Raw genomic sequence first — 21,022 nt, 5'->3', positions numbered from 1 at the left:
CCGTAGGGAGCTGAGCACAACCGCGAAACGCGCACACAACCGCGCATCGCCCGCGCCGGGCCGCCGTACCGCGGCCCGGCGCGGGCCGCCGTGTGCCCACCGGCGTCACCGCCGGTCAACGCCCCGCATATGCTCATCCGCATGAGCGAAGCAGCGCAGTTGGACCCCGAAGACCGCAAGATCATCACGCTGGCCCGCTCCGTGCGGGCCCGCAACTCCGTGCCGGAGGGCGCCGCCGTCCGTGACGAGACGGGGCGTACGTATGCGGCCGGGACCGTGGCCCTCGACTCGCTGAAGCTGAGCGCCCTCCAGACCGCCGTCGCCATGGCCGTGGCGAGCGGTGCCACGTCCCTGGAGGCCGCGGCCGTGGTGACCGACGCGGAGAGCACCTCGGAGGAGGACCGCGCGGCCGTCCGGGACCTCGGCGGGGCCGGGACCCCGGTGCTGCTGGCGGGCCCCGACGGCACCCTGCGGGCCACGTTGGACGCCTGACCCCGGCCCACCCGCCCCCGGCGGCCGTACGAGGCCGGGAAGGCTGGTCCGAGCGGGTCGGGGCATCGGGGAGAATGGGGGCCATGACTGCCGGTACCTCCCCGTCCCCGACCGAGCAGCGGGAGACCCCGCACCGCTCGGGCTTCGCCTGCTTCGTCGGCCGCCCCAACGCGGGCAAGTCGACCCTGACCAACGCGCTGGTGGGGACGAAGGTCGCGATCACCTCGAACCGCCCGCAGACCACCCGTCACACCGTCCGCGGCATCGTGCACCGCCCCGACGCCCAGCTGGTGCTCGTGGACACCCCCGGTCTGCATAAGCCGCGCACCCTGCTCGGCGAGCGGCTCAACGATGTGGTGCGCACCACCTGGGCCGAGGTCGACGTCATCGGCTTCTGCCTGCCCGCCGACCAGAAGCTGGGCCCCGGCGACCGCTACATCGCCACCGAGCTCGCGGGGATCAAGAAGACCCCCAAGGTCGCGATCGTCACCAAGACCGACCTGGTCGAGCCCCAGCAGCTGGCCCAGCAACTGATCGCCATCGACCGGCTCGGCAAGGAGCTGGGCATCGAGTGGGCCGAGATCGTCCCGGTGTCGGCGGTGGGTGCGGAAAAAATGGGGGCGGGACGCAGTCCCTCGGCTGAGGGTGGTGGTGGGAGAGGGGCTGGCCAGGTGGATCTGCTGGCGGATCTGCTGGTCCCGCTGCTGCCCGAGGGCCCGACGCTGTACGCCGAGGGCGACCTCACGGATGAGCCAGAGCAGGTCATGGTGGCCGAGCTGATCCGGGAGGCCGCGCTGGAGGGGGTACGGGACGAACTGCCGCACTCCATCGCGGTGGTGGTGGAGGAGATGCTGCCCCGCGAGGACCGCCCCGCGGACCGGCCGCTCCTGGACATCCACGCCAACCTCTACATCGAGCGGCCCAGCCAGAAGGGCATCATCATCGGCCCCAAGGGCCGCCGCCTGAAGGACGTGGGCACCAAGTCCCGCAAGCACATCGAGGCGCTGCTGGGGACGCCGGTCTTCCTGGACCTGCATGTGAAGGTCGCCAAGGACTGGCAGCGCGACCCGAAGCAGCTGCGGAAGCTGGGGTTCTGACCCCGGCGCGTAGGGCCCTGCCCGCGTAGGCCCCATCCGCGTAGGCCCCGCCCGCGCGGGCCCCTACGCGCCCTCCTTCAGCACCGCGCGGATCAGTTCCCGCTGAGCGTCGCTCAGCTGGGGATCCGCGGCGTGGACGGTGCGGCCGTCGATGGTGATCTCGTACTGGAAGCCGTCCGGGACGCCGCGGGGCGCCGTGGTGTGGCCGGTCTCGACGGCCTGGTGGGCCAGGGCGTCCAGATGGGTGGCGTCGGGCCGGCCGGCGGTGTCCAGCTCGGCCCGGCGCTCGATTCCGGCGAATCCGCCGGTGCGGGTGACGGAGATGCGCATGGCTCCATCACTACCCGATGGCGCGCCCTAGCGCGCGCCCACGTGGGCCCGCAGATCGGTGATGCCCACCCCGGCCCATGCCTCCCGCACCGCCGCCTGCTCCTCGCCCTCGCCGTACCGGGCGTGCGCCGCGGCCACCGTGAGCTGGGCGAAGTCGGCGAACTCCGCGTCGGAGGCCAGATCGCCGCCGGTCAGCACGTCGTACCAGATCTGCCCGGCGCGCTCCCAGGCGTTGCCGCCCAGGGCGGTGGCGGCCAGGTAGAAGGCGTGGTTGGGGATGCCGGAGTTGATGTGGACGCCGCCGTTGTCACGTGCGGTGTGGACGTAGTCGTCCATCGTGCCCGGCTGCGGGTCCTTGCCCAGCACATCGTCGTCGTACGCCGTGCCCGGGGCCTTCATCGAGCGCAGGGCCACCCCGGTGACCCGGTCCGTCAGCAGCCCCGCGCCGATCAGCCAGTCGGCCTCCTCGGCGCCGTGGCCGAGCACATGCTGCTTGACCAGGGAGCCGAAGACGTCGGACATCGACTCGTTGAGCGCCCCGGACTGGCCGAAGTACTCGAGGTTGGCGGTGTACTGCGTGACGCCGTGGGTGAGCTCGTGGGCCATCACGTCGACCGGGAGGGTGAAGTCCAGGAAGACCTCCCCGTCCCCGTCGCCGAAGACCATCTGCTCGCCGTCCCAGAAGGCGTTGTTGTAGCCCTCGCTGTAGTGGACGCTCGCGTTCAGCGGCAGCCCGGAGTCGTCGATCGAGCGCCGGCCGTACGCCTTGAAGAAGAGCTCGAAGGTCGCGCCCAGCCCGTCGTACGCGCGGTTCACCGAGTCGTCCCCGCCCGCCTGGTCGCCCTCGCCGCGCACCTTCCTGCCCGGCAGTGAGGTCCTGTGCTGGGCGTCGTAGATGGTGCGCCGGGGCTTTTCGGAGGGCGCGGCGGCCCGCGCGGCGGGGACGCCGCGCACGGTGGTGATCCGGCGGCGGGTGCGCTGGAGGGCGTCGTGCTCGAGCGTGCGGCGGGCGGGTTCGGCCAGCGACGCGTCCTCGGCATGGGACAGCTTGTCCAGGACGTGCGGCGGCACGATCGTGCAGAAGGCGGTGTGGCGGTGACCGCGGGCAGTGCGGGTCCGGCGGGCATTGGCAATGGCGTCCATGGCTGGCAATGTCGCATCGCGTGACGCCCGTGTCACGCCTTGCGGTCATGATTGCTGAAATCGAGTGGAAGATGTGTATTCCTCCGAAGCACATGCTTCGGTCCGCATAGTGATACGGGTCCGCTCCGCCCGCGCGTCTCGGTTAGGCTGCTCTCCATCATGCGTTTCGGGCTGCTTCTTCTTAGCTGCCGCGGCGAGGGCCTGTAGTCGTAGGCCGACCCCCTCCCCGCGGAGTTCGGTGTTGCGGTGTTTTCGCCCCGTCGGCCGCCCAGCGGACATACGAGGAGCCCTACGCATCATGAGCACGTCTGATCATTCCGCGAGCGCCCAGAGCCCCGTCGGCCGTCGTACGCCGATCACCGCCGCGACCGTCACCCAGCGCCCCTCGGGGATGCCGATCCACAAGTACGGCCCGTACGAGGCCGTCGACATCCCGGACCGCACCTGGCCGGACAACCGCATCACCGTCGCCCCCCGCTGGCTGTCCACCGATCTGCGGGACGGCAACCAGGCGCTGATCGACCCGATGTCCCCGGCCCGCAAGCGCGAGATGTTCGACCTGCTGGTGCGCATGGGCTACAAGGAGATCGAGGTCGGCTTCCCCTCCTCCGGCCAGACCGACTTCGACTTCGTACGGTCGATCATCGAGGAGGGCGCGATCCCGGAGGACGTGACGATCTCCGTCCTCACCCAGGCGCGCGAGGAGCTGATCGAGCGCACCGTCGAGTCGCTGCGCGGGGCGCACAAGGCCACCCTGCACCTGTACAACGCCACCGCCCCCACCTTCCGGCGCGTCGTCTTCCGTGGCACCCGGGAGCAGGTCAAGCAGATCGCGGTGGACGGCACCCGGTTGGTGGTGGAGTACGCCGACAAGATCCTCGGCGATGACACGGTCTTCGGCTACCAGTACAGCCCGGAGATCTTCACCGACACCGAGCTGGACTTCGCGCTGGAGGTCTGCGAGGGCGTCATGGACGTCTGGCAGCCCGAGGAGGGCCGCGAGATCATCCTGAATCTGCCGGCCACCGTCGAGCGCTCGACCCCGTCCACCCACGCGGACCGCTTCGAGTGGATGTCACGCCATCTGTCCCGGCGCGAGCACATCTGCCTGTCGGTGCATCCGCACAACGACCGCGGCACCGCCGTCGCCGCCGCCGAGCTGGCGATCATGGCCGGGGCGGACCGCATCGAGGGCTGCCTGTTCGGCCAGGGCGAGCGGACCGGCAATGTGGACCTGGTGACGCTGGGCATGAACCTGTTCTCCCAGGGCGTCGACCCGCAGATCGACTTCTCGCAGATCGACGAGATCCGCCGCACCGCCGAGTACTGCAACCAGATGGAGATCCACCCGCGCCACCCCTACGCGGGCGATCTGGTCTACACCGCCTTCTCCGGCTCCCACCAGGACGCCATCAAGAAGGGGTTCGAGGCGCTGGAGGCGAGCGCGGCCGAGCAGGGCAAGACGGTGGACGAGATCGAGTGGGCCGTCCCGTACCTGCCCATCGACCCCAAGGACGTCGGCCGCTCCTACGAGGCGGTCATCCGCGTCAACTCGCAGTCCGGCAAGGGCGGCATCGCCTATGTCCTGAAGAACGACCACAACCTGGACCTGCCGCGCAGGATGCAGATCGAGTTCTCCAAGACGATTCAGGCCAAGACCGACGCCGAGGGCGGCGAGGTCACCCCGGGCCAGATCTGGGCGGCCTTCCAGGACGAGTACCTGCCGACCGACGACAACCAGTGGGGCCGGATCTCGCTGCGCAGCGCGCAGACCTCGACCACCACCGAGGGCACCGACGCGCTCACCGTCGAGGCGGTCGTGGACGGCGCCGAGACGGTGCTGACCGGCACCGGCAACGGCCCGCTGGCGGCCTTCTTCGACGCCCTGGGCGCGATCGACGTGGACGTACGGCTGCTGGACTACTCCGAGCACACCCTGAGCGAGGGCGCCGCGTCCCAGGCCGCCGCGTACATCGAGTGCGCGATCGGCGGGCAGGTGCTGTGGGGTGTCGGCATCGACGCCAACATCGTGCGCGCCTCCCTGAAGGCCGTCGTCTCCGCGGTGAACCGGGCGCGCCGGTGATCCTTTCGGAATCCTTCGGATTCCTTTCAGATGCGTAGGTGATCTTTCACCGGTCTGATCGGATGACTTCATCACCCCGTTGACCTGGTCACCCACATGGGCCCCGTTCACCCCGCGAGGTGGGCGGGGCCTCGGGTTTGGCCTGTTGTCTCCGTTCGGGGTACTGACGTCACATCATGGATGTGGCTAGCATCACGTCAACGCGGCAACGTGGCCGAAGCGTTATGGAGGTGTGACGTGGTGCACCGGCGAGCCCGCCGTGACCGGGACCTGTGTGTGGTAGGCGTACGCACTCTGTGGCGGACCGTCGGCGATGGTGAGTTCTTCTGCCCCGAATGCGGAGGTGACCGCAATTACCGCCGCCGTACCGGCCGTCGCCGCATCGTGGTGCTCGGGCTGCCGGTGCTGCCGCGCGGACCGGTCGCGCCCATCGTGGAATGCGCGGCCTGCGGCAGCCGCTACGGCACGGAGGTGCTCGACCACCCCACCACGACCCGCTTCTCCGCGATGCTGCGCGACGCGGTGCACACCGTGGCCCTCGCGGTCCTCGCCGCGGGCGGCACCGAGGCGACGGCGGTGCGGCAGGTCGCGGTCGGCGCGGTGCGCGCCGCCGGGTTCGCCGACTGTAGCGAGGAGCAGCTGCTCGCGCTCATCGAGGCCCTCGCCGCCGACACCGGGCGGCTGCCGGGCGCGTGCGGTGAGCGCGACGGCCTGGACCCGTGCGGCACGGCGCTGGCCATCGAGCTGCACGAGGCCCTGGAGCCGCTGGCCCCGCATCTGGCCCCCACCGGCCGGGAGGCCATCCTCCTCCAGGGCGCCCGGATCGCCGTGGCCGACGGCCCGTACCGCCCGGCCGAGCGCGCGGTCCTGGAGACGGTCGGCCGGGCCCTGATGATCTGTCCGGACGACACGGCCCGCCTGCTCGCCGCCACAAGGGCGGCGTTCTGAGCGGAGGGTTCCGGTCCGCTCTCCGTACTCCCCAGGGAGTAATCACCCCCGTCCCGCCCCCGGCGTAGTAGTCGCCATTTCCGTCGTCGGCGCGAGGTATCGGCGCACGGGCGCCGGAAGCCTGGGGGCATGCAGACGACATCGTCAGGGATCGCTGGAGATCCCCAACAACCGGACGCGCCGCCGCCCGCCGCGGCCGGCGGCAAGCGGCGGCGCTCGCTGCCCTGGGCGGTCATCGCGGGCTGGGTGCTGCTGCTCCTCGTCGCCGTCCCCTTCGCGGGCAAGCTCGAGGGCGCCAAACGGGACACGGCCGTCGACTACCTCCCGGCGGGCGCCGACTCCACCCAGGTGGCCCGGCTCCAGGAGCGGCTGCCCGGCGGCGACACCATCGACCTCGTCCTCGTCTTCCACCGCGACGGCGGGCTGACCGACGCCGACCGTAAGGCGGCCGGCGGGCGGGTCGCCGAGGTGGCGGGGCGCCATGACCTCGTCGGTGGCACGGCCCCGCGCGCCGTCCCGTCCAAGGACGGCACGACCGTGATGTACCCCATGGCGCTCACCGGCCTGACGGACGAGAAGGAGCGGGCCGACGCCGTCAAGGACGTCCGCGCCGAGCTCGCCTCCCACCCCGAGGGCCTGACCGTCCAGGTCGGCGGCCCCGGGGCGCTCAGCGCCGACTCGCAGGAGGTCTTCGCCTCCACCGACGGCACGCTGATGTTCGCCACCGCCGGGGTGGTCGCCCTGCTGCTGATCATCACCTATCGCAGCCCGCTGCTGTGGCTGGTGCCGCTGGGGGTGGTCGGCGTCGCCGCCATGGCCGCGATGGCGATCGTCTACGGCCTCGTCCAGGGCTTCGACCTCATCGTCACCAGCATGAGCTCCTCGATCATGACGGTGCTGGTCTTCGGCGCGGGCACCGACTACGCCCTGCTGATCGTGTCCCGCTACCGCGAGGAGCTGCGCCGCCATAACGCCCCCTACGACGCGATGCGCGAGGCCCTGCGCGGCTGCGGTCCGGCCGTGCTCGCCTCCAGCGGCACCGTGGCCGCCGGGCTGCTGTGTCTGCTCGCCGCCGACCTCAACAGCAGCAGCGGACTGGGCCCGGTCGGCGCGGTCGGGGTCATCTGCGCGCTGGCCGCGATGATGACGCTGCTGCCCGCGGTGCTGGTGCTGCTGGGGCGGCGGGTGTTCTGGCCGCTGATCCCCGTCCACGGCAGTGAACCGCGGGCCACCCGGCGCGGGTTCTTCGAGGCGATGGGCAGCTCGGCCCGCCGCCGCCCCGGGGCCGTACTCCTCGGCGGTGCCGCGCTGCTGGGCGTCCTCGCCCTCGGGGTGCTCAATCTGCCGGGCAACCTCAAGCAGGAGGACACCTTCACCGACAAGCCCGAGTCGGTGGCCGCCACCCAGACCCTCGCCGACGCCTATCCGGACAGCAGCAGCCAGCCCATCAGCGTGATGGCGCGCACCGCGGGGGCGGACGAGGTGCTGCGGCGGGCGCGGGACACGGAGGGGGTCGCGCGGGCGGACACCGGGCGCAGCGGCGGCGGCTGGACCGAGATCGACGTCTTCCCCCGGGGCGCCCCGCAGTCGGCGGAGGAGACGGCCGCGCTGCACGCCCTGCGCTCGGGTCTGGTGCGGGTCGAGGGCGCCGACGCGCTGGTCGGCGGGCCCAGCGCCCAGCAGCTCGACCTGAAGGACACCAACGCCCGCGACCGGATGCTGGTCATCCCGCTGGTGCTGATCGCCGTACTGCTCATCCTCGCCGCCCTGCTGCGCAGCCTCGTCGCGCCGCTGGTCCTCGTGGTCGCCGTGGTCGCCGTGTGGGGCGCGGCGATGGGGCTCGGCGGGCTCTTCTTCGACCCGGTCTTCGGCTTCGCCGGGGTCGACCCCGGACTGCCGCTGTTGTCCTTCGTCTTCCTGGTCGCCCTCGGCGTGGACTACGGCATCTTCCTGATGCACCGGATGCGGGAGGAGTCGCTGCGCGGGGCGGACGTCCCGGACGCGGCGCTGACCGCCCTGCGCACGACGGGCGGGGTGATCGCCTCGGCCGGTCTGGTGCTGGCGGCGACCTTCGCGGTGCTGGCCACGCTGCCGATGGTGATGCTGGTCGAGATGGGGTTCGTGGTGGCGGTCGGCGTGCTGCTCGACACGTTCCTCGTGCGGACGTACCTGGTGACGTCGGCGAGCCTGCTGCTGAAGCGGTGGGTGTGGTGGCCGGGCGCCCTCTTCCGCCGTACGCCCGCCTCGGCGGCCCCGCCCGCCCAGGACGGGCCGGCCGCCGGGTCCCCCGGCGGGTCCCGTCCCGAACCGGCCGTACGCGGCGGCTGACGCCCTTCCTCGGCCCGGACCGGCCGCACAGGGGACGGCCGGTCCGGGACACGCTTCGTGCTGCCCCTGGCCGCACCTGGCCGCTCTGCGGCCGCTCTACGGGGGCCGTACCGTCCCATGGGATCCATGGGATCCGTACCGCCCTATGGAACGCATACAGCCCCATGGCAGCCCTATAGACAGCCCTATGGCAGCCCTATGGATCGGCCCGAGGCGGATCCCCGAGGATGGAGCCCGTGCCCGTACCTCCTACGACCCACTCGCCGACCACCCCGCCGGAGCGTGCCGCCGACGCCCGGTACCCCGCCGCGCGCGCCGCCGTCCACCGCGCGATCGCCTCCGCGTCGCGCGCCCTGCACAACGGCCCCCGTCCCGCCGAGGCCCCGGAGGAGGCCCGCAGGCGGCGGCGGGTGGACGCCCGGATCGCCGGTGCGGTGCTGGTCCTCCAGGTCGTCCTGGCGCTGCTCAACCCCGACCGGAACGGCCACCGCCCGGACGCCTTCGGGTGGGTGCTGCTCGCTGCCAGCGCCACGGTGCTCATCGGGCGGCGGCACAGCCCGATGGTGGTCACCGTGCTGGTGGTGTTCATGGTCGGGCCGTACCACGCCATGGACAACGTCCATCTCGCGGTCGTCCCGGCCGGGCTCCTCGCCGTCTACACGCTCGCCGTCATGGGCCCGCCGCTGCGGTCCTTCCTCACCGTCACCGCCGTGATCTCGATCATGGTGTCGGTGATGGCCCTGAGCGGGAAGCCGCACGCCGGTCTCGACATGCTGCGCACCTCGGGCTGGGTGCTGTCGGTCGTGGTGATCGGCGAGGCGGTCCGCATCCACCGCAAGTACATCGCCGCGATCCTGGAACGGGCCGAACGCGCGGAGCGGACCCGCGAGGACGAGGCGGCCCGGCGGGTCGCCGAGGAACGGCTGCGCATCGCCCGCGATCTGCACGATCTGCTCGCGCACAGCATCACCCTCATCGGCGTCCAGACCTCCGTCGCGGCGCATGTCCTGATCGCCGACCCCGAGCGGCTGGACCGCGAGGCGATGGCCAAGTCTCTCGACTCGATCGCCGACACCTGCCGGGACGCCCGCGCCGAGCTCCGGGCCACCCTCCAGGTGCTCCGCGGCGGCGCGGGTGGCGACGCCGAGCGCGCGGACGAGGAGGACACCGGGCCGCTGCCGGGGCTCGCCGGACTCGCCGACCTGGCCGCGGCGGCGGAGGCGGCGGGCGTCCGTGTGGACCTTACGGTCGACGTGGAGGCGTCGGAACTGTCGCCCGCCGTGGGCGCGGCCGCGTACCGGATCGTGCAGGAGGCCCTGACCAACGCGGTCCGCCACGCGCCCGGTACGAGGGTGCGGATCACGCTCGTACGGGACGAGGGGGAGCTGAGCGTCGCCGCCGTGGACGACGGGCCGAGGGGCGAGGACGCGCCCCTTACGTCGCCCGCGGAAACGGGCTACGGCATCGTGGGCATGCGCGAGCGGGCCCGCAGCGTCGCGGGCACCCTGTCCGCAGGACCGCGCGAGGACGGGCCCGGCTTCGCGATCAGGGCCACGCTGCCGTGGGGGAGGAGCGGCCCGCCGGGCGGCCGTACGGCCGCTGGCACTGGTACGGGGGCTGGCACTGGTACGGGAACGGGCGCTGGTACAGGCGCTGGCACCGGCAGGGGTCCTGCCACCGCCGCGGGCACCGCGACCGGTACTGGCACGGGCACGGGCGCTGGTACGGGCACGGGTACCGGCACGGGCCCTGTTACCGCCGCGGGAACCGGCACCGGTACGGGCGCCGGTACTGGCTCTGCCACCGGCACCGGCACCGGCACCGGCACCGGCACCGGTACGGGCCCTGCCACCGCCGCGGGCACGGGTACTGGCTCTGCCACCGGCACCGGTACCGGGCAGACCGCCGTACCGCCCAGGGAGGCCACCGCATGACCACGCCACCGGACCCGGCGTCCGGGACCAGCCCCGCCGACCCGTCCTCAGGGGCCACCCCACCGGCCCCCGCGCCCGGGGCCGCCGTGCCGATCAGGGTGTTGCTCGCGGACGACCAGACGCTCGTCCGTTCCGCCTTCGCCATGCTGGTGTCCTCGGCCCGCGACATGGACGTGGTCGGGCAGGCGGGCACCGGTCGCGAGGCCGTCGAACTGGCCCGTACCGCCCGCGCCGACCTCGTGGTCATGGACATCCGGATGCCCGATCTCGACGGCATCGAGGCCACCCGCCGCATCGCCGCCGACGAGGATCTCGCCGGGGTCAAGGTGCTCGTGCTGACGACGTACGACACCGATGAGCACATCGTCGAGGCGCTGCGCGCGGGCGCGTCCGGCTTCCTGGTGAAGGACACCAGGCCCGCCGAACTCCTGGACGCCATACGGACCGTGGCGGCGGGGGAGTCCCTGCTCTCGCCCGGTCCCACCGCCCGGCTCATCGCGCGTGTCCTGCGACTGCCGGAGGCCCCGCCGACTGGCGTTCCCGCGCCCGCCGCGCTGGCCGCGCTCTCCGAGCGCGAACGGCAGGTGCTCGCCCTTGTCGCCCGGGGCCTCAACAACGCGGAGGCCGCGCAGACCCTCGGGCTCTCACCGCTCACCACCAAGACGCATGTCAGCCGCATCATGGGTAAGTTGGGCGCCCGCGACCGCGCCCAACTCGTCATCGCGGCCTATGAGTCCGGCCTGGTGACTCCGACTTGTCGGTCGGAATCTCCTTGATCTCGGCCGTCGGGGCGCCGGCGGGTGTCTTGTCGCCTGCGGCGGGCTGCTCCCCTCCCCGCCCCTTCCCGAAGCTGGGGCTCCGCCCCGGACCCCGCTCCTCAAGCGCCGGAGGGGCTGGAAAGCGGGGTTTCGCCCCGGACCCCGCTCCTCAAGCGCCGGAGGGGCTGGACAGAGCCCGCTCCTCAAGCGCCGGAGGGGCTGGATGGCGGGGTTTCGCCCCGGACCCCGCTCCTCAAGCGCCGGAGGGGCTGGAAAGTGGGGTTTCACCCCAGAGCCCGTTCGTCAAGCGCCGGTGGGGTTGGGTGGTGGGGTTTGGTCCCGGGTCTCGTTCGTCATGTGCCGGTGGGGCTGGGTGGTGGGGTTTGGCCCCGGATCCCGCTCCTCAAGCGTCGGAGGGGCTGGATGGTGGGGCTCTTCGCCCCCAACCCCGCTCCTCAAACTCCCCCAGCCACCGCTGGGAGGTGCCCCCGGAGGGGCTGGAAGGTGGGGCTCCGCCCCAGGCCCTGGGGTCCAGGGGCGGAGCCCCTGGTAGCGGGAAGGGGCGGGGAGGGGAGAGCACCGCCGCCTCGGCCCCCAAACCACCGCAGAGCGGGCAATGCGGGCTCGCACTCCCGCAGCCCTAGGACGGCACGCCCAAACCGCGTCAGGATGCGCCGAACAGCGCGCGGCACGGCTCCAGTCCGGCGGTCTCGACCGGTGTGGCGCGGTGCTCCTCCCAGGCCGCGCGGTCCAGCCGCAGTCGCTGAAGGGTGCGGGCCTCGCCCCGTACGGCGAGTACGGACAGCCCGTCGGGGCGGTAGCCGAGCCGCCGGGACACCCCCAGCGAGCGGCCGTTCTCCACCATCGCGCCCGAGACCAGCGACCGCGCGCCCAGCCCCTCGAACGCCAGGTGCGCCACCGCCGCCCGCATCTCCGTGCCCAGCCCCTTGCCCTGGTGGGCGGTGCCAAGCCAGGAGCCGGTCTCGGCCTCCCGCGTGACGGCGAACTCGGTCGCGAACAGGTCCTGCCGCCCGATCACCGCCCCCTCGTGCAGCACCGCGAGGCTCAGCGTCCACTGCTCCGGCCGCCATTCGGCGATCGTGCGCAGCACATGCTGGAAGGTGCCGCGTCCGCGCTCCTCGGGGGGCGCGTCGGTCCACGGGACGCCGAAGGGCATCTCGTCCGGATCGTGCACCCCGCCCGCCGCGACGGCGGCGAGTTCGTCGAGCAGGGGGACGTCGGGAAGCCGCAGCTCCAGGCGTGGCGTACGCAGGCGAAGCCCGTACAGGGGCCAGTAATGGGGGTCCATGACGGGAGGTTGCCGGAGCCGCGGCCGCCGAGTCGAACCAATTACGGCCGCCCGCGCCGCCCGCGCCCCCCGCCCCGACTGCCCCGCGCGCCAGCGCACAATCCGTTTGCCGTGGTGCGGTATCCGGACGCATCCTGACCCGATGCTGATCCGACGAGAGACCCGCTCCGACATCGACGCCGTACGGACCGTCACCTCGGCCGCGTTCGCCAAGTCGGACACCTCGGACACCGTGAACGGCCCAACCCCGCCACCGCCGATCGAGGCCACGCTGCTGGACGAGCTCCGGATCAGCGACGGCTGGTTGCCCGCGCTGTCGTTCGTCGCCACCGGCGACCGCGGTGAGGTGATCGGACATGTCGTGTGCACCCGCGGCCATGTCGGCTCGGATCTGTCCCTCGCCCTCGGCCTCGGCCCGCTCAGCGTGCACCCCGCCCACCAGGGCCGTGGTGTGGGCCTCGCGCTCGTCCACGCGGTGCTCGGCGCCGCGGACGCGTTCGGCGAATCGCTGGTCGCCCTGCTGGGCAGCCCCGCCTACTACGGCCGGTTCGGCTTCCGCCCGGCGTCCGAGTACGGCATCACGGCCCCGGATCCGGCCTGGGGCGAGTACTTCCAGGTCCGGACCCTGACCGCCTACCAGCCGACCGTCAAGGGCCCCTTCAAGTACGCCGAGCCGTTCGACCACGTCTGATCGCGGCAGGTCGCTCCGCCGGGGCTCACTGAAGCGGCGCGTCGGGCGGCGGCAGCCGGACGATCCGCTCCCGGTCCACCGACTCCACCCCGTCCACCGCCTCCAGCACCGGGATCCGGTCCTCCGCGATCGTCCCGGACAGCGAGCCCAGGATCGGCTGCTCACCGGTGACCGTCAGCCCGACCCGGCGCGCGGCCTCCACCACCTGCGCGAACCGGTCCGGGTCGACCGAGAGGATGACCCCGACCGGCCCGGACCGCGCCGTCCGCCCCATGGCGCCGCCGCTCACGGGGCCTGGAGCAGACCGGCGCCGATGTCCGCGCCCGGTTGCGCCAGCGGATGGGCGCCGGACAGCAGACGGGTGCTCAGGTCGGCCGCCGAGGCGTCCGGATGCGCCTGCGCCAGCAGCGTCACCACACCGGCGGCATGCGGCGTCGCCATGCTGGTGCCGCTCATCGTCTGGTACGTCCCGTCGGGCGCGGCCGAGAAGATGTCCACCCCGGGCGCCGCGATATTGACCTCCCCGCCCGCGCCGTTGATGGCGCCGCAGGAGAAGAACGCGGTCCCCAGGTCCTTGCCGAGCGCCGCCACCGCCAGGATGGACGGGCAGTTGGCGGGCCGCCCCACCGGCGCCACGAAGCCGGGCCGCCGGCTCTCGTTGCCCGCCGCGGCCACGATCACGGTGCCGCGCCGCAGCGCGCGCCGCGCCACGTTCTCGTACGTCTGCGGGAACAGCTCGCCCGGCTCCACCGGAGCCCCGAGCGACATGGAGACCACCCGGGCGCCCTGGGCGACCGCCCAGGCCATCCCCGCCAGGATCCCGCCGTCGGAGCCCACGCCCTGGTCGCTGAGCACCTTGCCGACCAGCACCCGGGCCTCACCTGCCACGCCGTACCGCGGCGCGTGCCCGGGTTTGGCCGGACCGGCCACGGTGCCGACGCAGTGGGTGCCGTGGCCATGGCCGTCCTCGACGCTCGCCCCGGACACGAAGGAGGCCGTCGCCTCGACGCATCCGGTCAGATCCGGGTGGTCGGTGTCCACCCCGGTGTCCAGCACGGCGACCTTCACCCCGCTGCCCGTCAGATGCGACCAGTTGGCGCGGATCCCCTGGATACCCCAGGTGGTGTTCTGCTCGTCCCACGCCGGTCCCAGCGAGGTGGCGAGCTCGGCCCGGGTGTGCCGGGACACCTCGTCGTCGTCGCTGCGGTACGTCGGGAAGAAGCCGGTCAGCGTGCGCTGTGGCTCCGTGATCACCGACGCGTACACCACGCGCTCCGGCTCCGTCGCGACGATCGTCGGCTCCGCCTCCGCCGTGGTGACCAGCGCATGGCGCTGGTCCGGCTGCACATCGACGACGGCGACGCCGAGTTCGTCGAAGACCACCGACACATCGGTGCGCCCCAGCAGCTCCGCCGCCCCGGGCTCGGCCCCGCGGACGCGCTCCACGGACGAGATCCCCACGGACGAGCGCAGCGCCTCCATACCGCGGTCGGGCTCCTGCTGATCGAGCAGGACCACATACCGCCCGGTGTATTCGGTCTGCTGCGCCCCCAGCGGCATTCCGGCCCGCTGCTGCGGCCGCTCCCCGTTCGGCCCCTTACCCATGGGCCCCACGGGCCCAGGTCCGTTCGTCATTGCCTTTCTCCGCTCCTGTGCGCGGTCAGTGTGCTCCCCGGGATGTCAGTGCGCTCCCCGGGGTGTTTCACCCGCCCCACAGCCCCCGAGCCCCCACAAGCTCCCCGAGCCCCCACGTCCCCCTTATGCCCACCGTCACCCCCCGCGTGGGGGCCCGCAACTCGGGGCCCGGTCACCCCGCGCATCGATTGATCCGAGCGCCCGTCACGCGCCGCTCGGCGCGGCGCGTGACGGGCGCTCCGGGCTCCGGGCGCAGGGCTCCGGGCCTCAGCCGAACTGGCCGGGCTGGTAGTCGCCGGCGGGCTGCTGGACGATGACGTTCAGCCGGTTGTAGGTGTTGATGATGGCGATGATCGACACCAGAGCGGCGAGCTGCTCCTCGTCGTAGTGCTCGGCGGCCTTCGCCCACGCCTCGTCCGTGACACCACCGGCCGCGTCGGCGATGCGGGTGCCCTGCTCGGCCAGCTCCAGGGCGGCGCGCTCGGCGTCGGTGAACACCGTGGCCTCGCGCCAGACCGCGACCAGGTTCAGGCGCGTCGAGGTCTCCCCGGCCTTCGCGGCGTCCTTGGTGTGCATGTCGGTGCAGAAGCCGCAGCCGTTGATCTGGCTGGCGCGGATCTTCACCAGCTCCTGCGTCGCGGCGGGCAGCGACGAGTCGCCGATCACCTTGCCCGCGGAGTTGAGGTGCTTGAGGAACGTGCCGAGGAGCGGGTTGCCGAAGAGGTTCAAGCGAGCGTCCATGATGGGCTCTCCTATGTGGTTGCCGTGGTTACACCTCCCTGACGGAACGGCTCGGAGAGATGTGACAGGCCCGAATGTGACCCGCGTCTCTCCGGGATGGGTGAGCCGCCGTCCCCGGGCCCCGGGCCCCGGGGACGGCGGCTTCTCGGCCTCGCTGCCGCGCTGCGGGCCCCGCGGGGGGCCTCAGCAGGTCGGAGGAAGTCCGCTACGGGCTACGGTTCGGGCAGCGCCCCGAAGGGGCGCGGGGCCGTGTCGATGTGCGGCTCCGCCGCGCGGGCGCGACCAGCCACGATGCGGCCGCAGACGCACGACGGCATTTCGCGGCACTTCCCGCGGAGCGCTTAGTGCGTCAGCGCGTACCAAGCGGTGCTGCCCACCGTGATGCACACGGCCCAGGCCCACCGCAGCGCTTTGGGGGAGATGCGGACGGAGAAGGTCACGTGCTCGTCGAGGTTGACCTCGAGGTGTCGCCGGCGCTTGCGTTCGGCCATACAGGTTCTCCCTGGATTTCATGGCCCTCGGTCATGTGCCGGGGCCCGTCTGGTGAGGGGCTGACGGGGTGTTCGGCTCCAACTGCCAGGAAGGGGGGAACACCACGTCGGAACGTACGCCTGCCCGCGGACAGGTGTCGTGTAGTTAACGCAGCCACGTCGCTCGACGCAACTAAACCCGCACTAACCACTGACAAAGCGTCAGCCGTCGGCTGTCGGAGGGTGTCACTACAATTCCCCTCCGCTTCAGGGACATTGACCGCATAGCTCTCATCGCACGCCATAGTGGCCATACTTACCGGCGGGTATTCCGCAACTTTGCGATAGGGAGCGCATGTAAATGCACTTAACGCGCCACTTGGCCCCTCGTTCGGTATGGCCAACGCCACATACGAAACACCTCAAGGGCCGCTTGGCTCGCATATTCGGCGTGTCTTCGCGAAGGCGTCATGTCCGGCATGGGGTGCGGCGACGCTCAGCAGGAGTTTTTGGCTCTCCGGCGTCGGCTAATTGCCACTCAAATTGGCGGCTGCCTGCCGCTCGGCTAAGTGATTGCCCGGGCGATCTATCCATAGCGCATGCAACGAGATGATCGCGAATGCAAATCATCTGTGGATGGTGCGCGTGAGTGATGAGCAATGACGGTGTTGGCCGGAAACCGCCGCCCCTCCCTTCCTGGCAGTTGGAGCAGGGGCGGCGGCCCTCACCAGACGTGGAGAACCACGCCCGCTTACTTCGTCGTTGACCCCACGGATGTGCGGGCAGCGTCGCTGTTCCGGCCTCCGCCCAGTCAACGACTGGACCGAGGATAGTGTTTTTCTGTGCGGTTCGGATGCACTACAAGGGGTGAATATGTGTTATTCGCAACACTGTTCTGACCGTTCAGAAGAATGAAAAACCTCGGTTCTGGGCCCGATCTATCGACGCGTTCTGATAGCGGAACCTCTGATCCCGCCAGGGGGTCGAGGGGCCGCATGATGAGCATGTGGCCGGTTTTCGTCACCTTCTAATAGGGCGGCCGAATTGCCGATGGTCGCCCCGTCCCGCCGGTGACCCGCCCACCCCCTCGGGCCGTTTTGACCTGTACGCCGACGGCCTGGCCGATCTGGTCGATCAACTCGACAGGAGCTTGCTCCCGCAATAGGCGGCGCTTGCAATCATCTGCGTGTGCAACTATCGTCTCGAATCATCTCGCGTATCCGCGAAACAACCCGCGAACGGAACGGCTGGAGCGATGACGACCCGGACCCCCGAGCAGATCTTCCATGACCACGGCCAAGCGCTCGGCTCGGGCGACCTGGACAGGATCAGCGCCAACTACGCGGAGGACGCGGTCTTCGTCACGCCCTCCGGTGTGCTGCGGGGCCGCGAAGGGGTGAAGCGGGGCATCGGCGCGCTGCTCGGCGATCTCCCCGACGCCGCTTGGGAGTTGAAGCCCCAGTTCGCGGATGACGTCCTCTTCCTCGAATGGTCGGCGGCCACCGCCCATGCGCGGGTGGAGGACGGAGTCGACACCTTCGTCTTCCGTGACGGCCTCATCCAGGCCCAGACCGTGCGCTACACGCTGGTCGCCGAAGAGGGCTGACCCGCCGCGCCCAGGGAGTGTCCGGCGGGTCGTGGCGCCTGCGGCAGGCTGTCCCCTCCCCGCCCCTTCCCGACACCTGACGATATGCGGCTCCGCCGCGTGGGGGGCTCCGCCCCGGGCCCCGTGCCGGGCTCCGCCCCGGGCCCTGTTCCGCCGCGCGGGCGCGACCAGCCACGACGGCGCCGCAGTCGGCCGACGACGCATCGCGACACTTCCAGCGGAGCGCTTAGCGCACCAGGGGGAGGAAGACCGTGTCCACGATCTCTTCGAGGGCGTCGTCGGGCACAGGGGCGAAGGTCGTGAGGATTTCATGGCGCAGCAGGTCGAAGGGGAGCGACTTGACGCGCTCGGTGAGGCGTTCCGGTGTGACCTCGCCGCGGTCGACGGCGCGGGCGAAGAGCGCGTCGAGAGCTTCCGCGCGTCCCGTCACCAGGGGGTCGCGCAGATCGCCGGGGCTGTTTCCGGTCGCCTGGTGGTAGTCGGCCAGGTGCATGCTCATGATGGTGATGAACTGGACGCGGGTGGAGTTGATCTCCCGCATGAGGGTGAGGACGTCCTCCCGCAGGCTCCCCGTGTCGGGAACGTCGAGGCGGGACTCCTTCAGGGTGTGGACGATGGCCGCCCGGACGAGGTCGTCGCGGTTGGACCAGCGGCGATAGAGAACGGGCGGGCTGGTGCCCGCGCGCTTGACGACGGCATCCATGGTGAACCTGGCGTAGCCGGTGTCCGCGAGTTCTTCCCAGGCTGCGTCGAGGAGCGCCTTCTCCAGTGCCGCTCCGCGGCGTCGCTCGGGCATGCGCCCCTCCCTTAGATAGACTTGTCTTTCTTATCCTAGCGCCTTACCCTGTCCGCCGTAAGATAGATCGCTGTATCTTAAGGTGGCTGCTCATGAGCACTCCTCCCAACCGGTCCGACCCCACATCCGCGGCGGCGGACCCCGATCGTGTGGCTCCCGGTCGCGTAGACCCCGATCGCGTGGATCCTGATCGCGTAGGTGCCGATCGCGTAGATCCCGCCGTGTGGCGCATGGCGATCACCCTCATCGTGGGCGCCCTCGCCGCCGTCTTCGACACCACCATCGTCAGCGTCGCGCTCAACGACCTGGCGAGGGAACTCGACGCCCCGCTGGCCACCATCCAGTGGGTGAGCACCGGCTATCTGCTGGCGGTGTTCGTGACCATCCCACTCGCCGGATGGGCCCAGTCGCGGCTCGGCGGCCGGCATCTGTGGATCGCGGCCCTGGTCGTGTTCCTGCTCGGCTCGGTCCTGAGCGCGCTGGCATGGAACGCGCCCAGCCTGATCGCCTTCCGCATCGTCCAGGGCGGCGCGGGCGGCATGATGATGCCGCTCATGGCCACGTTGCTCATGCAGGCCGCCCGGGGCCGCAATATCGGCAAGGTCATGGCCATCATCACCGTGCCCACCGCACTCGGCCCGATCCTCGGCCCGGTGCTGGGCGGCCTCATCCTGCATCTGGCCGACTGGCGCTGGCTGTTCTTCGTCAACATTCCCTTCTGCGTCGTCGGCGCCTGGCTCGCCTGGCGCAATCTGCCCGACGACCGACCGGCGCCCGACCGCCCCCGCGCCCGTCTGGACACCGTCGGCCTGCTCCTGCTCTGCCCGGGCTTCGCCGCCCTCGTCTACGGCCTCTCCCAGGTCGAGGGCAGCGCGGGCTTCGCCGACGCCAAGGTCCTCGTCCCGCTGGTCGGCGGACTGGTCCTGGTCGGGGGCTTCACCGCCTGGGCGCTCACCCGCACCACCGCCGCCCTGGTCAATGTGCGGCTGTTCCGCCATCGCGCGGTGGCTTCCTCCGCCACCCTGCTCCTCCTGGGAGGCATCTCCCTGTACGGGTCGATGATGCTGCTGCCCCTGTACTTTCAGCAGGTCCGCGGCGAGGACGCCCTCGGCGCCGGGCTGTTGCTCATCCCGCAGGGCGTCGGCGCGCTCCTGGCCCGCGGCTTGGCGGGCACGTACACCGATCGCATCGGCCCCCGAGGGGTCGCCTTCGCGGCATTCGCCTTCGTCGCCGCGGCCACCGTGCCGTTCGCCTACGTCACCGCCGACACCAGCGAGGCCCTGCTCATGGCCGCGCTGTTCGTCCGCGGCATCGCCTTGGGCGCCGCCATGATCGCGCCCATGGGCGCCGCGTACGTCGGGCTGGAGCACGGGGAGATCCCCGACGCCAGCATCATCACCCGCGTCGCCCAGCAACTCGGTGGCGCGGTGGGTATCGCCGTCCTTGCCGTCATCCTCCAGCACAGCACCGGCGGCGCCCACACCCCGGGCGCCCTGGCCGACGGCTTCGGCACCGCCTTCTGGTGGTCGGTGGCCCTCACCGCCGTCGCCGTCCCGCTGTGCCTGCTCCTGCCCAGCCTCCCGGAACCGGCGGCCCCCGACGACGCCGTTGAAGCGGAAGCCGCCGCCAAGGCCTGAAACGCGACCGCTGGGCCCGACCCGAATGGCCGCGGACGGCGTGCACCCGGCGCCGGCCGGTCACGCCGCACTCGCGTCGCCTGGCCGCGCCTGGTCGCCTGATCGTGTCGCGTCCTTGTCCCTGCTCACGGCCGTGTCAGCCGTGTTAGCCGACCGTTAGCGGGGCGGCAGCCTCGCGGTAGCGGGCCCGACCAGAGTTGGTGAGGCACCGAGAAGACCACCACATCGACTGCCCCCGGGGGGACCCGAAATGAGCTCCAACACCGCCGTCCGCACCGTTCGTCGCCGCACCCTGCGCGTTGCCGCCGCGGTCCTGATCGCAGCCGCCGGCTTCAGCCTGACCGCCTGCAACGACTCGGACGCCGCGAGCTCGAAGCCCGCGGCCTCCTCCGCGAGCTCCGGCAGCGCGGACTCCTCCACCGGTGCGAAGGACTCCGGTGGCAACGGAGCGAACGGCTCGGACGCCAAGACCGACGCCAAGACTGACGCCAAGACCGACACCGAGTCGGGCGCCGCGGACGAGGCGGCATCCCCGGACCGCACCGAGACCCTGGCGGACGGCAGCACGGGCGAGATCTACAAGCTCGGCGACCAGCACTATCGCCTCAAGATCGTCAACGACGGTGACGTCCTGGCCACGTTCGAGGCGAACGGGCAGGACGCCGGGCTCGACGGCAACGGCATGTATGTCGTGCTCACGATGGGCGGCGAGGTCCAGTCCTGGATGGGCGGCGAGCACCAGGGGCCGGGCACCTTCGAGCTCGCGGGCGGTTGGACGGCCAAGGTGACGAAGGTCGGCGAGGGCCACTTCCGTGCGGAGATCATTGGCCACGGTGACGTCATGGGCACGATGGAGGCGAACGGACACGACGCCGGGCTCGACGCCAACGGCGTGTACATCGTGCTCAGCGCCGGCGGTGTGATCAGCGCCCACGAGTAGCTCACGAGTAGCCCACGAGAAACGTCAATGCCCGCCCGGCCGCGGGGGGGGGGGGTGTTTTTCTTTTTTCTTCCCCCCCCTCCC

The 21,022-nt window shown here is 71.6% G+C and carries 19 protein-coding genes; 11 read left to right on the top strand and 8 right to left on the bottom strand.

The features are described from left to right. Nucleotides 1-141 precede the first annotated feature (141 nt). A complete protein-coding gene (locus tag ACT2CW_RS26340; protein WP_445518489.1) occupies nucleotides 142-492 on the top strand; it encodes a cytidine deaminase in 351 nt (116 codons plus the stop codon). Nucleotides 493-575: 83 nt separating this feature from the next. Next, nucleotides 576-1,589 (top strand): GTPase Era, encoded by a 1,014-nt coding sequence (locus ACT2CW_RS26335; protein WP_445518488.1) that lies wholly within the window; start codon nucleotides 576-578, stop codon nucleotides 1,587-1,589. Between the two features lie 63 nt (nucleotides 1,590-1,652). Here ACT2CW_RS26335 and ACT2CW_RS26330 read toward each other — a convergent pair whose 3' ends face one another. Next, nucleotides 1,653-1,919, bottom strand: a complete 267-nt coding sequence (locus ACT2CW_RS26330; RefSeq protein WP_164429493.1) for a protealysin inhibitor emfourin — start codon at nucleotides 1,917-1,919, stop codon at nucleotides 1,653-1,655. 27 nt (nucleotides 1,920-1,946) lie between these two features. Continuing rightward, nucleotides 1,947-3,062, bottom strand: coding sequence for a M4 family metallopeptidase (locus ACT2CW_RS26325; protein WP_445518487.1), 1,116 nt, complete (start codon nucleotides 3,060-3,062; stop codon nucleotides 1,947-1,949). 298 nt (nucleotides 3,063-3,360) lie between these two features. On the opposite strand from ACT2CW_RS26325, the gene leuA reads away from it, so the two are divergent. The 5 genes from leuA to ACT2CW_RS26300 all read left to right on the top strand — a co-directional run bounded on the left by leuA (nucleotide 3,361) and on the right by ACT2CW_RS26300 (nucleotide 11,131). Beyond that, nucleotides 3,361-5,145 carry a 2-isopropylmalate synthase gene (leuA, locus tag ACT2CW_RS26320; protein ID WP_182470384.1) on the top strand — a complete coding sequence of 595 codons (1,785 nt, stop codon included), beginning with the start codon at nucleotides 3,361-3,363 and terminating at the stop codon, nucleotides 5,143-5,145. A gap of 237 nt (nucleotides 5,146-5,382) precedes the next feature. Next, nucleotides 5,383-6,093 carry a TerB family tellurite resistance protein gene (locus ACT2CW_RS26315; RefSeq protein WP_044575485.1) on the top strand — a complete coding sequence of 237 codons (711 nt, stop codon included), beginning with the start codon at nucleotides 5,383-5,385 and terminating at the stop codon, nucleotides 6,091-6,093. A 129-nt stretch (nucleotides 6,094-6,222) separates the two neighbouring features. Further along, entirely contained in the window at nucleotides 6,223-8,421 is a 2,199-nt protein-coding gene (locus tag ACT2CW_RS26310) for an MMPL family transporter (RefSeq protein ID WP_445518486.1), read from the top strand. 236 nt (nucleotides 8,422-8,657) lie between these two features. Beyond that, nucleotides 8,658-10,355, top strand: a complete 1,698-nt coding sequence (locus ACT2CW_RS26305; protein WP_445518485.1) for a sensor histidine kinase — start codon at nucleotides 8,658-8,660, stop codon at nucleotides 10,353-10,355. Nucleotides 10,356-10,498: 143 nt separating this feature from the next. Further along, nucleotides 10,499-11,131 carry a response regulator transcription factor gene (locus ACT2CW_RS26300; protein WP_233361691.1) on the top strand — a complete coding sequence of 211 codons (633 nt, stop codon included), beginning with the start codon at nucleotides 10,499-10,501 and terminating at the stop codon, nucleotides 11,129-11,131. A gap of 646 nt (nucleotides 11,132-11,777) precedes the next feature. Here ACT2CW_RS26300 and ACT2CW_RS26295 read toward each other — a convergent pair. Beyond that, the gene (locus tag ACT2CW_RS26295; RefSeq protein WP_445518484.1) at nucleotides 11,778-12,422 is read right to left on the bottom strand and encodes a GNAT family N-acetyltransferase; all 645 of its coding nucleotides are present in this window, start codon (nucleotides 12,420-12,422) and stop codon (nucleotides 11,778-11,780) included. Nucleotides 12,423-12,564: 142 nt separating this feature from the next. Between ACT2CW_RS26295 and ACT2CW_RS26290 the strand changes: the two genes are divergently transcribed. Continuing rightward, nucleotides 12,565-13,113, top strand: a complete 549-nt coding sequence (locus tag ACT2CW_RS26290; RefSeq protein ID WP_445518483.1) for a GNAT family N-acetyltransferase — start codon at nucleotides 12,565-12,567, stop codon at nucleotides 13,111-13,113. A 25-nt stretch (nucleotides 13,114-13,138) separates the two neighbouring features. On the opposite strand, the gene ACT2CW_RS26285 is transcribed toward ACT2CW_RS26290, so the two are convergent. The 4 genes from ACT2CW_RS26285 to ACT2CW_RS26270 all read right to left on the bottom strand — a co-directional run bounded on the left by ACT2CW_RS26285 (nucleotide 13,139) and on the right by ACT2CW_RS26270 (nucleotide 15,980). Then, nucleotides 13,139-13,387, bottom strand: a complete 249-nt coding sequence (locus ACT2CW_RS26285) for a hypothetical protein (RefSeq protein ID WP_037946045.1) — start codon at nucleotides 13,385-13,387, stop codon at nucleotides 13,139-13,141. Between the two features lie 11 nt (nucleotides 13,388-13,398). After that, nucleotides 13,399-14,748, bottom strand: coding sequence for a S8 family peptidase (locus ACT2CW_RS26280; RefSeq protein WP_164429483.1), 1,350 nt, complete (start codon nucleotides 14,746-14,748; stop codon nucleotides 13,399-13,401). 267 nt (nucleotides 14,749-15,015) lie between these two features. Continuing rightward, nucleotides 15,016-15,489, bottom strand: coding sequence for a carboxymuconolactone decarboxylase family protein (locus ACT2CW_RS26275; protein WP_164429481.1), 474 nt, complete (start codon nucleotides 15,487-15,489; stop codon nucleotides 15,016-15,018). Between the two features lie 341 nt (nucleotides 15,490-15,830). Next, nucleotides 15,831-15,980, bottom strand: a complete 150-nt coding sequence (locus ACT2CW_RS26270) for a hypothetical protein (RefSeq protein ID WP_164429479.1) — start codon at nucleotides 15,978-15,980, stop codon at nucleotides 15,831-15,833. Nucleotides 15,981-17,214: 1,234 nt separating this feature from the next. On the opposite strand from ACT2CW_RS26270, the gene ACT2CW_RS26265 reads away from it, so the two are divergent. After that, nucleotides 17,215-17,565, top strand: a complete 351-nt coding sequence (locus tag ACT2CW_RS26265; RefSeq protein WP_138915716.1) for a nuclear transport factor 2 family protein — start codon at nucleotides 17,215-17,217, stop codon at nucleotides 17,563-17,565. A gap of 226 nt (nucleotides 17,566-17,791) precedes the next feature. On the opposite strand, the gene ACT2CW_RS26260 is transcribed toward ACT2CW_RS26265, so the two are convergent. Then, complete coding sequence (locus tag ACT2CW_RS26260; protein ID WP_445518482.1) at nucleotides 17,792-18,361, bottom strand: TetR/AcrR family transcriptional regulator; 570 nt, start codon at nucleotides 18,359-18,361, stop codon at nucleotides 17,792-17,794. A gap of 230 nt (nucleotides 18,362-18,591) precedes the next feature. Between ACT2CW_RS26260 and ACT2CW_RS26255 the strand changes: the two genes are divergently transcribed. Both ACT2CW_RS26255 and ACT2CW_RS26250 read left to right on the top strand, forming a co-directional pair. Then, nucleotides 18,592-19,998 carry an MDR family MFS transporter gene (locus ACT2CW_RS26255; RefSeq protein WP_445518481.1) on the top strand — a complete coding sequence of 469 codons (1,407 nt, stop codon included), beginning with the start codon at nucleotides 18,592-18,594 and terminating at the stop codon, nucleotides 19,996-19,998. 250 nt (nucleotides 19,999-20,248) lie between these two features. Next, nucleotides 20,249-20,938 carry a hypothetical protein gene (locus ACT2CW_RS26250; RefSeq protein WP_445518480.1) on the top strand — a complete coding sequence of 230 codons (690 nt, stop codon included), beginning with the start codon at nucleotides 20,249-20,251 and terminating at the stop codon, nucleotides 20,936-20,938. Nucleotides 20,939-21,022 lie beyond the last annotated feature (84 nt).

It is taken from the genome of Streptomyces sp. NEAU-174 (genome assembly GCF_052665095.1).
This window is presented reverse-complemented; position numbering and strand designations above follow the sequence as displayed.

What these genes read in the sequence shown, in the direction of transcription:
- ACT2CW_RS26280 (WP_164429483.1), bottom strand. Translation starts at nt 14,748, where the DNA reads ATGACGAACGGACCTGGGCCCGTGGGGCCCATGGGTAAGGGGCCGAAC.
- ACT2CW_RS26295 (WP_445518484.1), bottom strand. Translation starts at nt 12,422, where the DNA reads ATGGACCCCCATTACTGGCCCCTGTACGGGCTTCGCCTGCGTACGCCA.
- leuA (WP_182470384.1), top strand. Translation starts at nt 3,361, where the DNA reads ATGAGCACGTCTGATCATTCCGCGAGCGCCCAGAGCCCCGTCGGCCGT.
- ACT2CW_RS26255 (WP_445518481.1), top strand. Translation starts at nt 18,592, where the DNA reads ATGGCGATCACCCTCATCGTGGGCGCCCTCGCCGCCGTCTTCGACACC.
- ACT2CW_RS26285 (WP_037946045.1), bottom strand. Translation starts at nt 13,387, where the DNA reads ATGGGGCGGACGGCGCGGTCCGGGCCGGTCGGGGTCATCCTCTCGGTC.
- ACT2CW_RS26325 (WP_445518487.1), bottom strand. Translation starts at nt 3,062, where the DNA reads ATGGACGCCATTGCCAATGCCCGCCGGACCCGCACTGCCCGCGGTCAC.
- ACT2CW_RS26270 (WP_164429479.1), bottom strand. Translation starts at nt 15,980, where the DNA reads ATGGCCGAACGCAAGCGCCGGCGACACCTCGAGGTCAACCTCGACGAG.
- ACT2CW_RS26275 (WP_164429481.1), bottom strand. Translation starts at nt 15,489, where the DNA reads ATGGACGCTCGCTTGAACCTCTTCGGCAACCCGCTCCTCGGCACGTTC.
- ACT2CW_RS26330 (WP_164429493.1), bottom strand. Translation starts at nt 1,919, where the DNA reads ATGCGCATCTCCGTCACCCGCACCGGCGGATTCGCCGGAATCGAGCGC.
- ACT2CW_RS26250 (WP_445518480.1), top strand. Translation starts at nt 20,249, where the DNA reads ATGAGCTCCAACACCGCCGTCCGCACCGTTCGTCGCCGCACCCTGCGC.
- ACT2CW_RS26340 (WP_445518489.1), top strand. Translation starts at nt 142, where the DNA reads ATGAGCGAAGCAGCGCAGTTGGACCCCGAAGACCGCAAGATCATCACG.
- ACT2CW_RS26335 (WP_445518488.1), top strand. Translation starts at nt 576, where the DNA reads ATGACTGCCGGTACCTCCCCGTCCCCGACCGAGCAGCGGGAGACCCCG.
- ACT2CW_RS26300 (WP_233361691.1), top strand. Translation starts at nt 10,499, where the DNA reads ATGCTGGTGTCCTCGGCCCGCGACATGGACGTGGTCGGGCAGGCGGGC.
- ACT2CW_RS26290 (WP_445518483.1), top strand. Translation starts at nt 12,565, where the DNA reads ATGCTGATCCGACGAGAGACCCGCTCCGACATCGACGCCGTACGGACC.
- ACT2CW_RS26260 (WP_445518482.1), bottom strand. Translation starts at nt 18,361, where the DNA reads ATGCCCGAGCGACGCCGCGGAGCGGCACTGGAGAAGGCGCTCCTCGAC.
- ACT2CW_RS26310 (WP_445518486.1), top strand. Translation starts at nt 6,223, where the DNA reads ATGCAGACGACATCGTCAGGGATCGCTGGAGATCCCCAACAACCGGAC.
- ACT2CW_RS26265 (WP_138915716.1), top strand. Translation starts at nt 17,215, where the DNA reads ATGACGACCCGGACCCCCGAGCAGATCTTCCATGACCACGGCCAAGCG.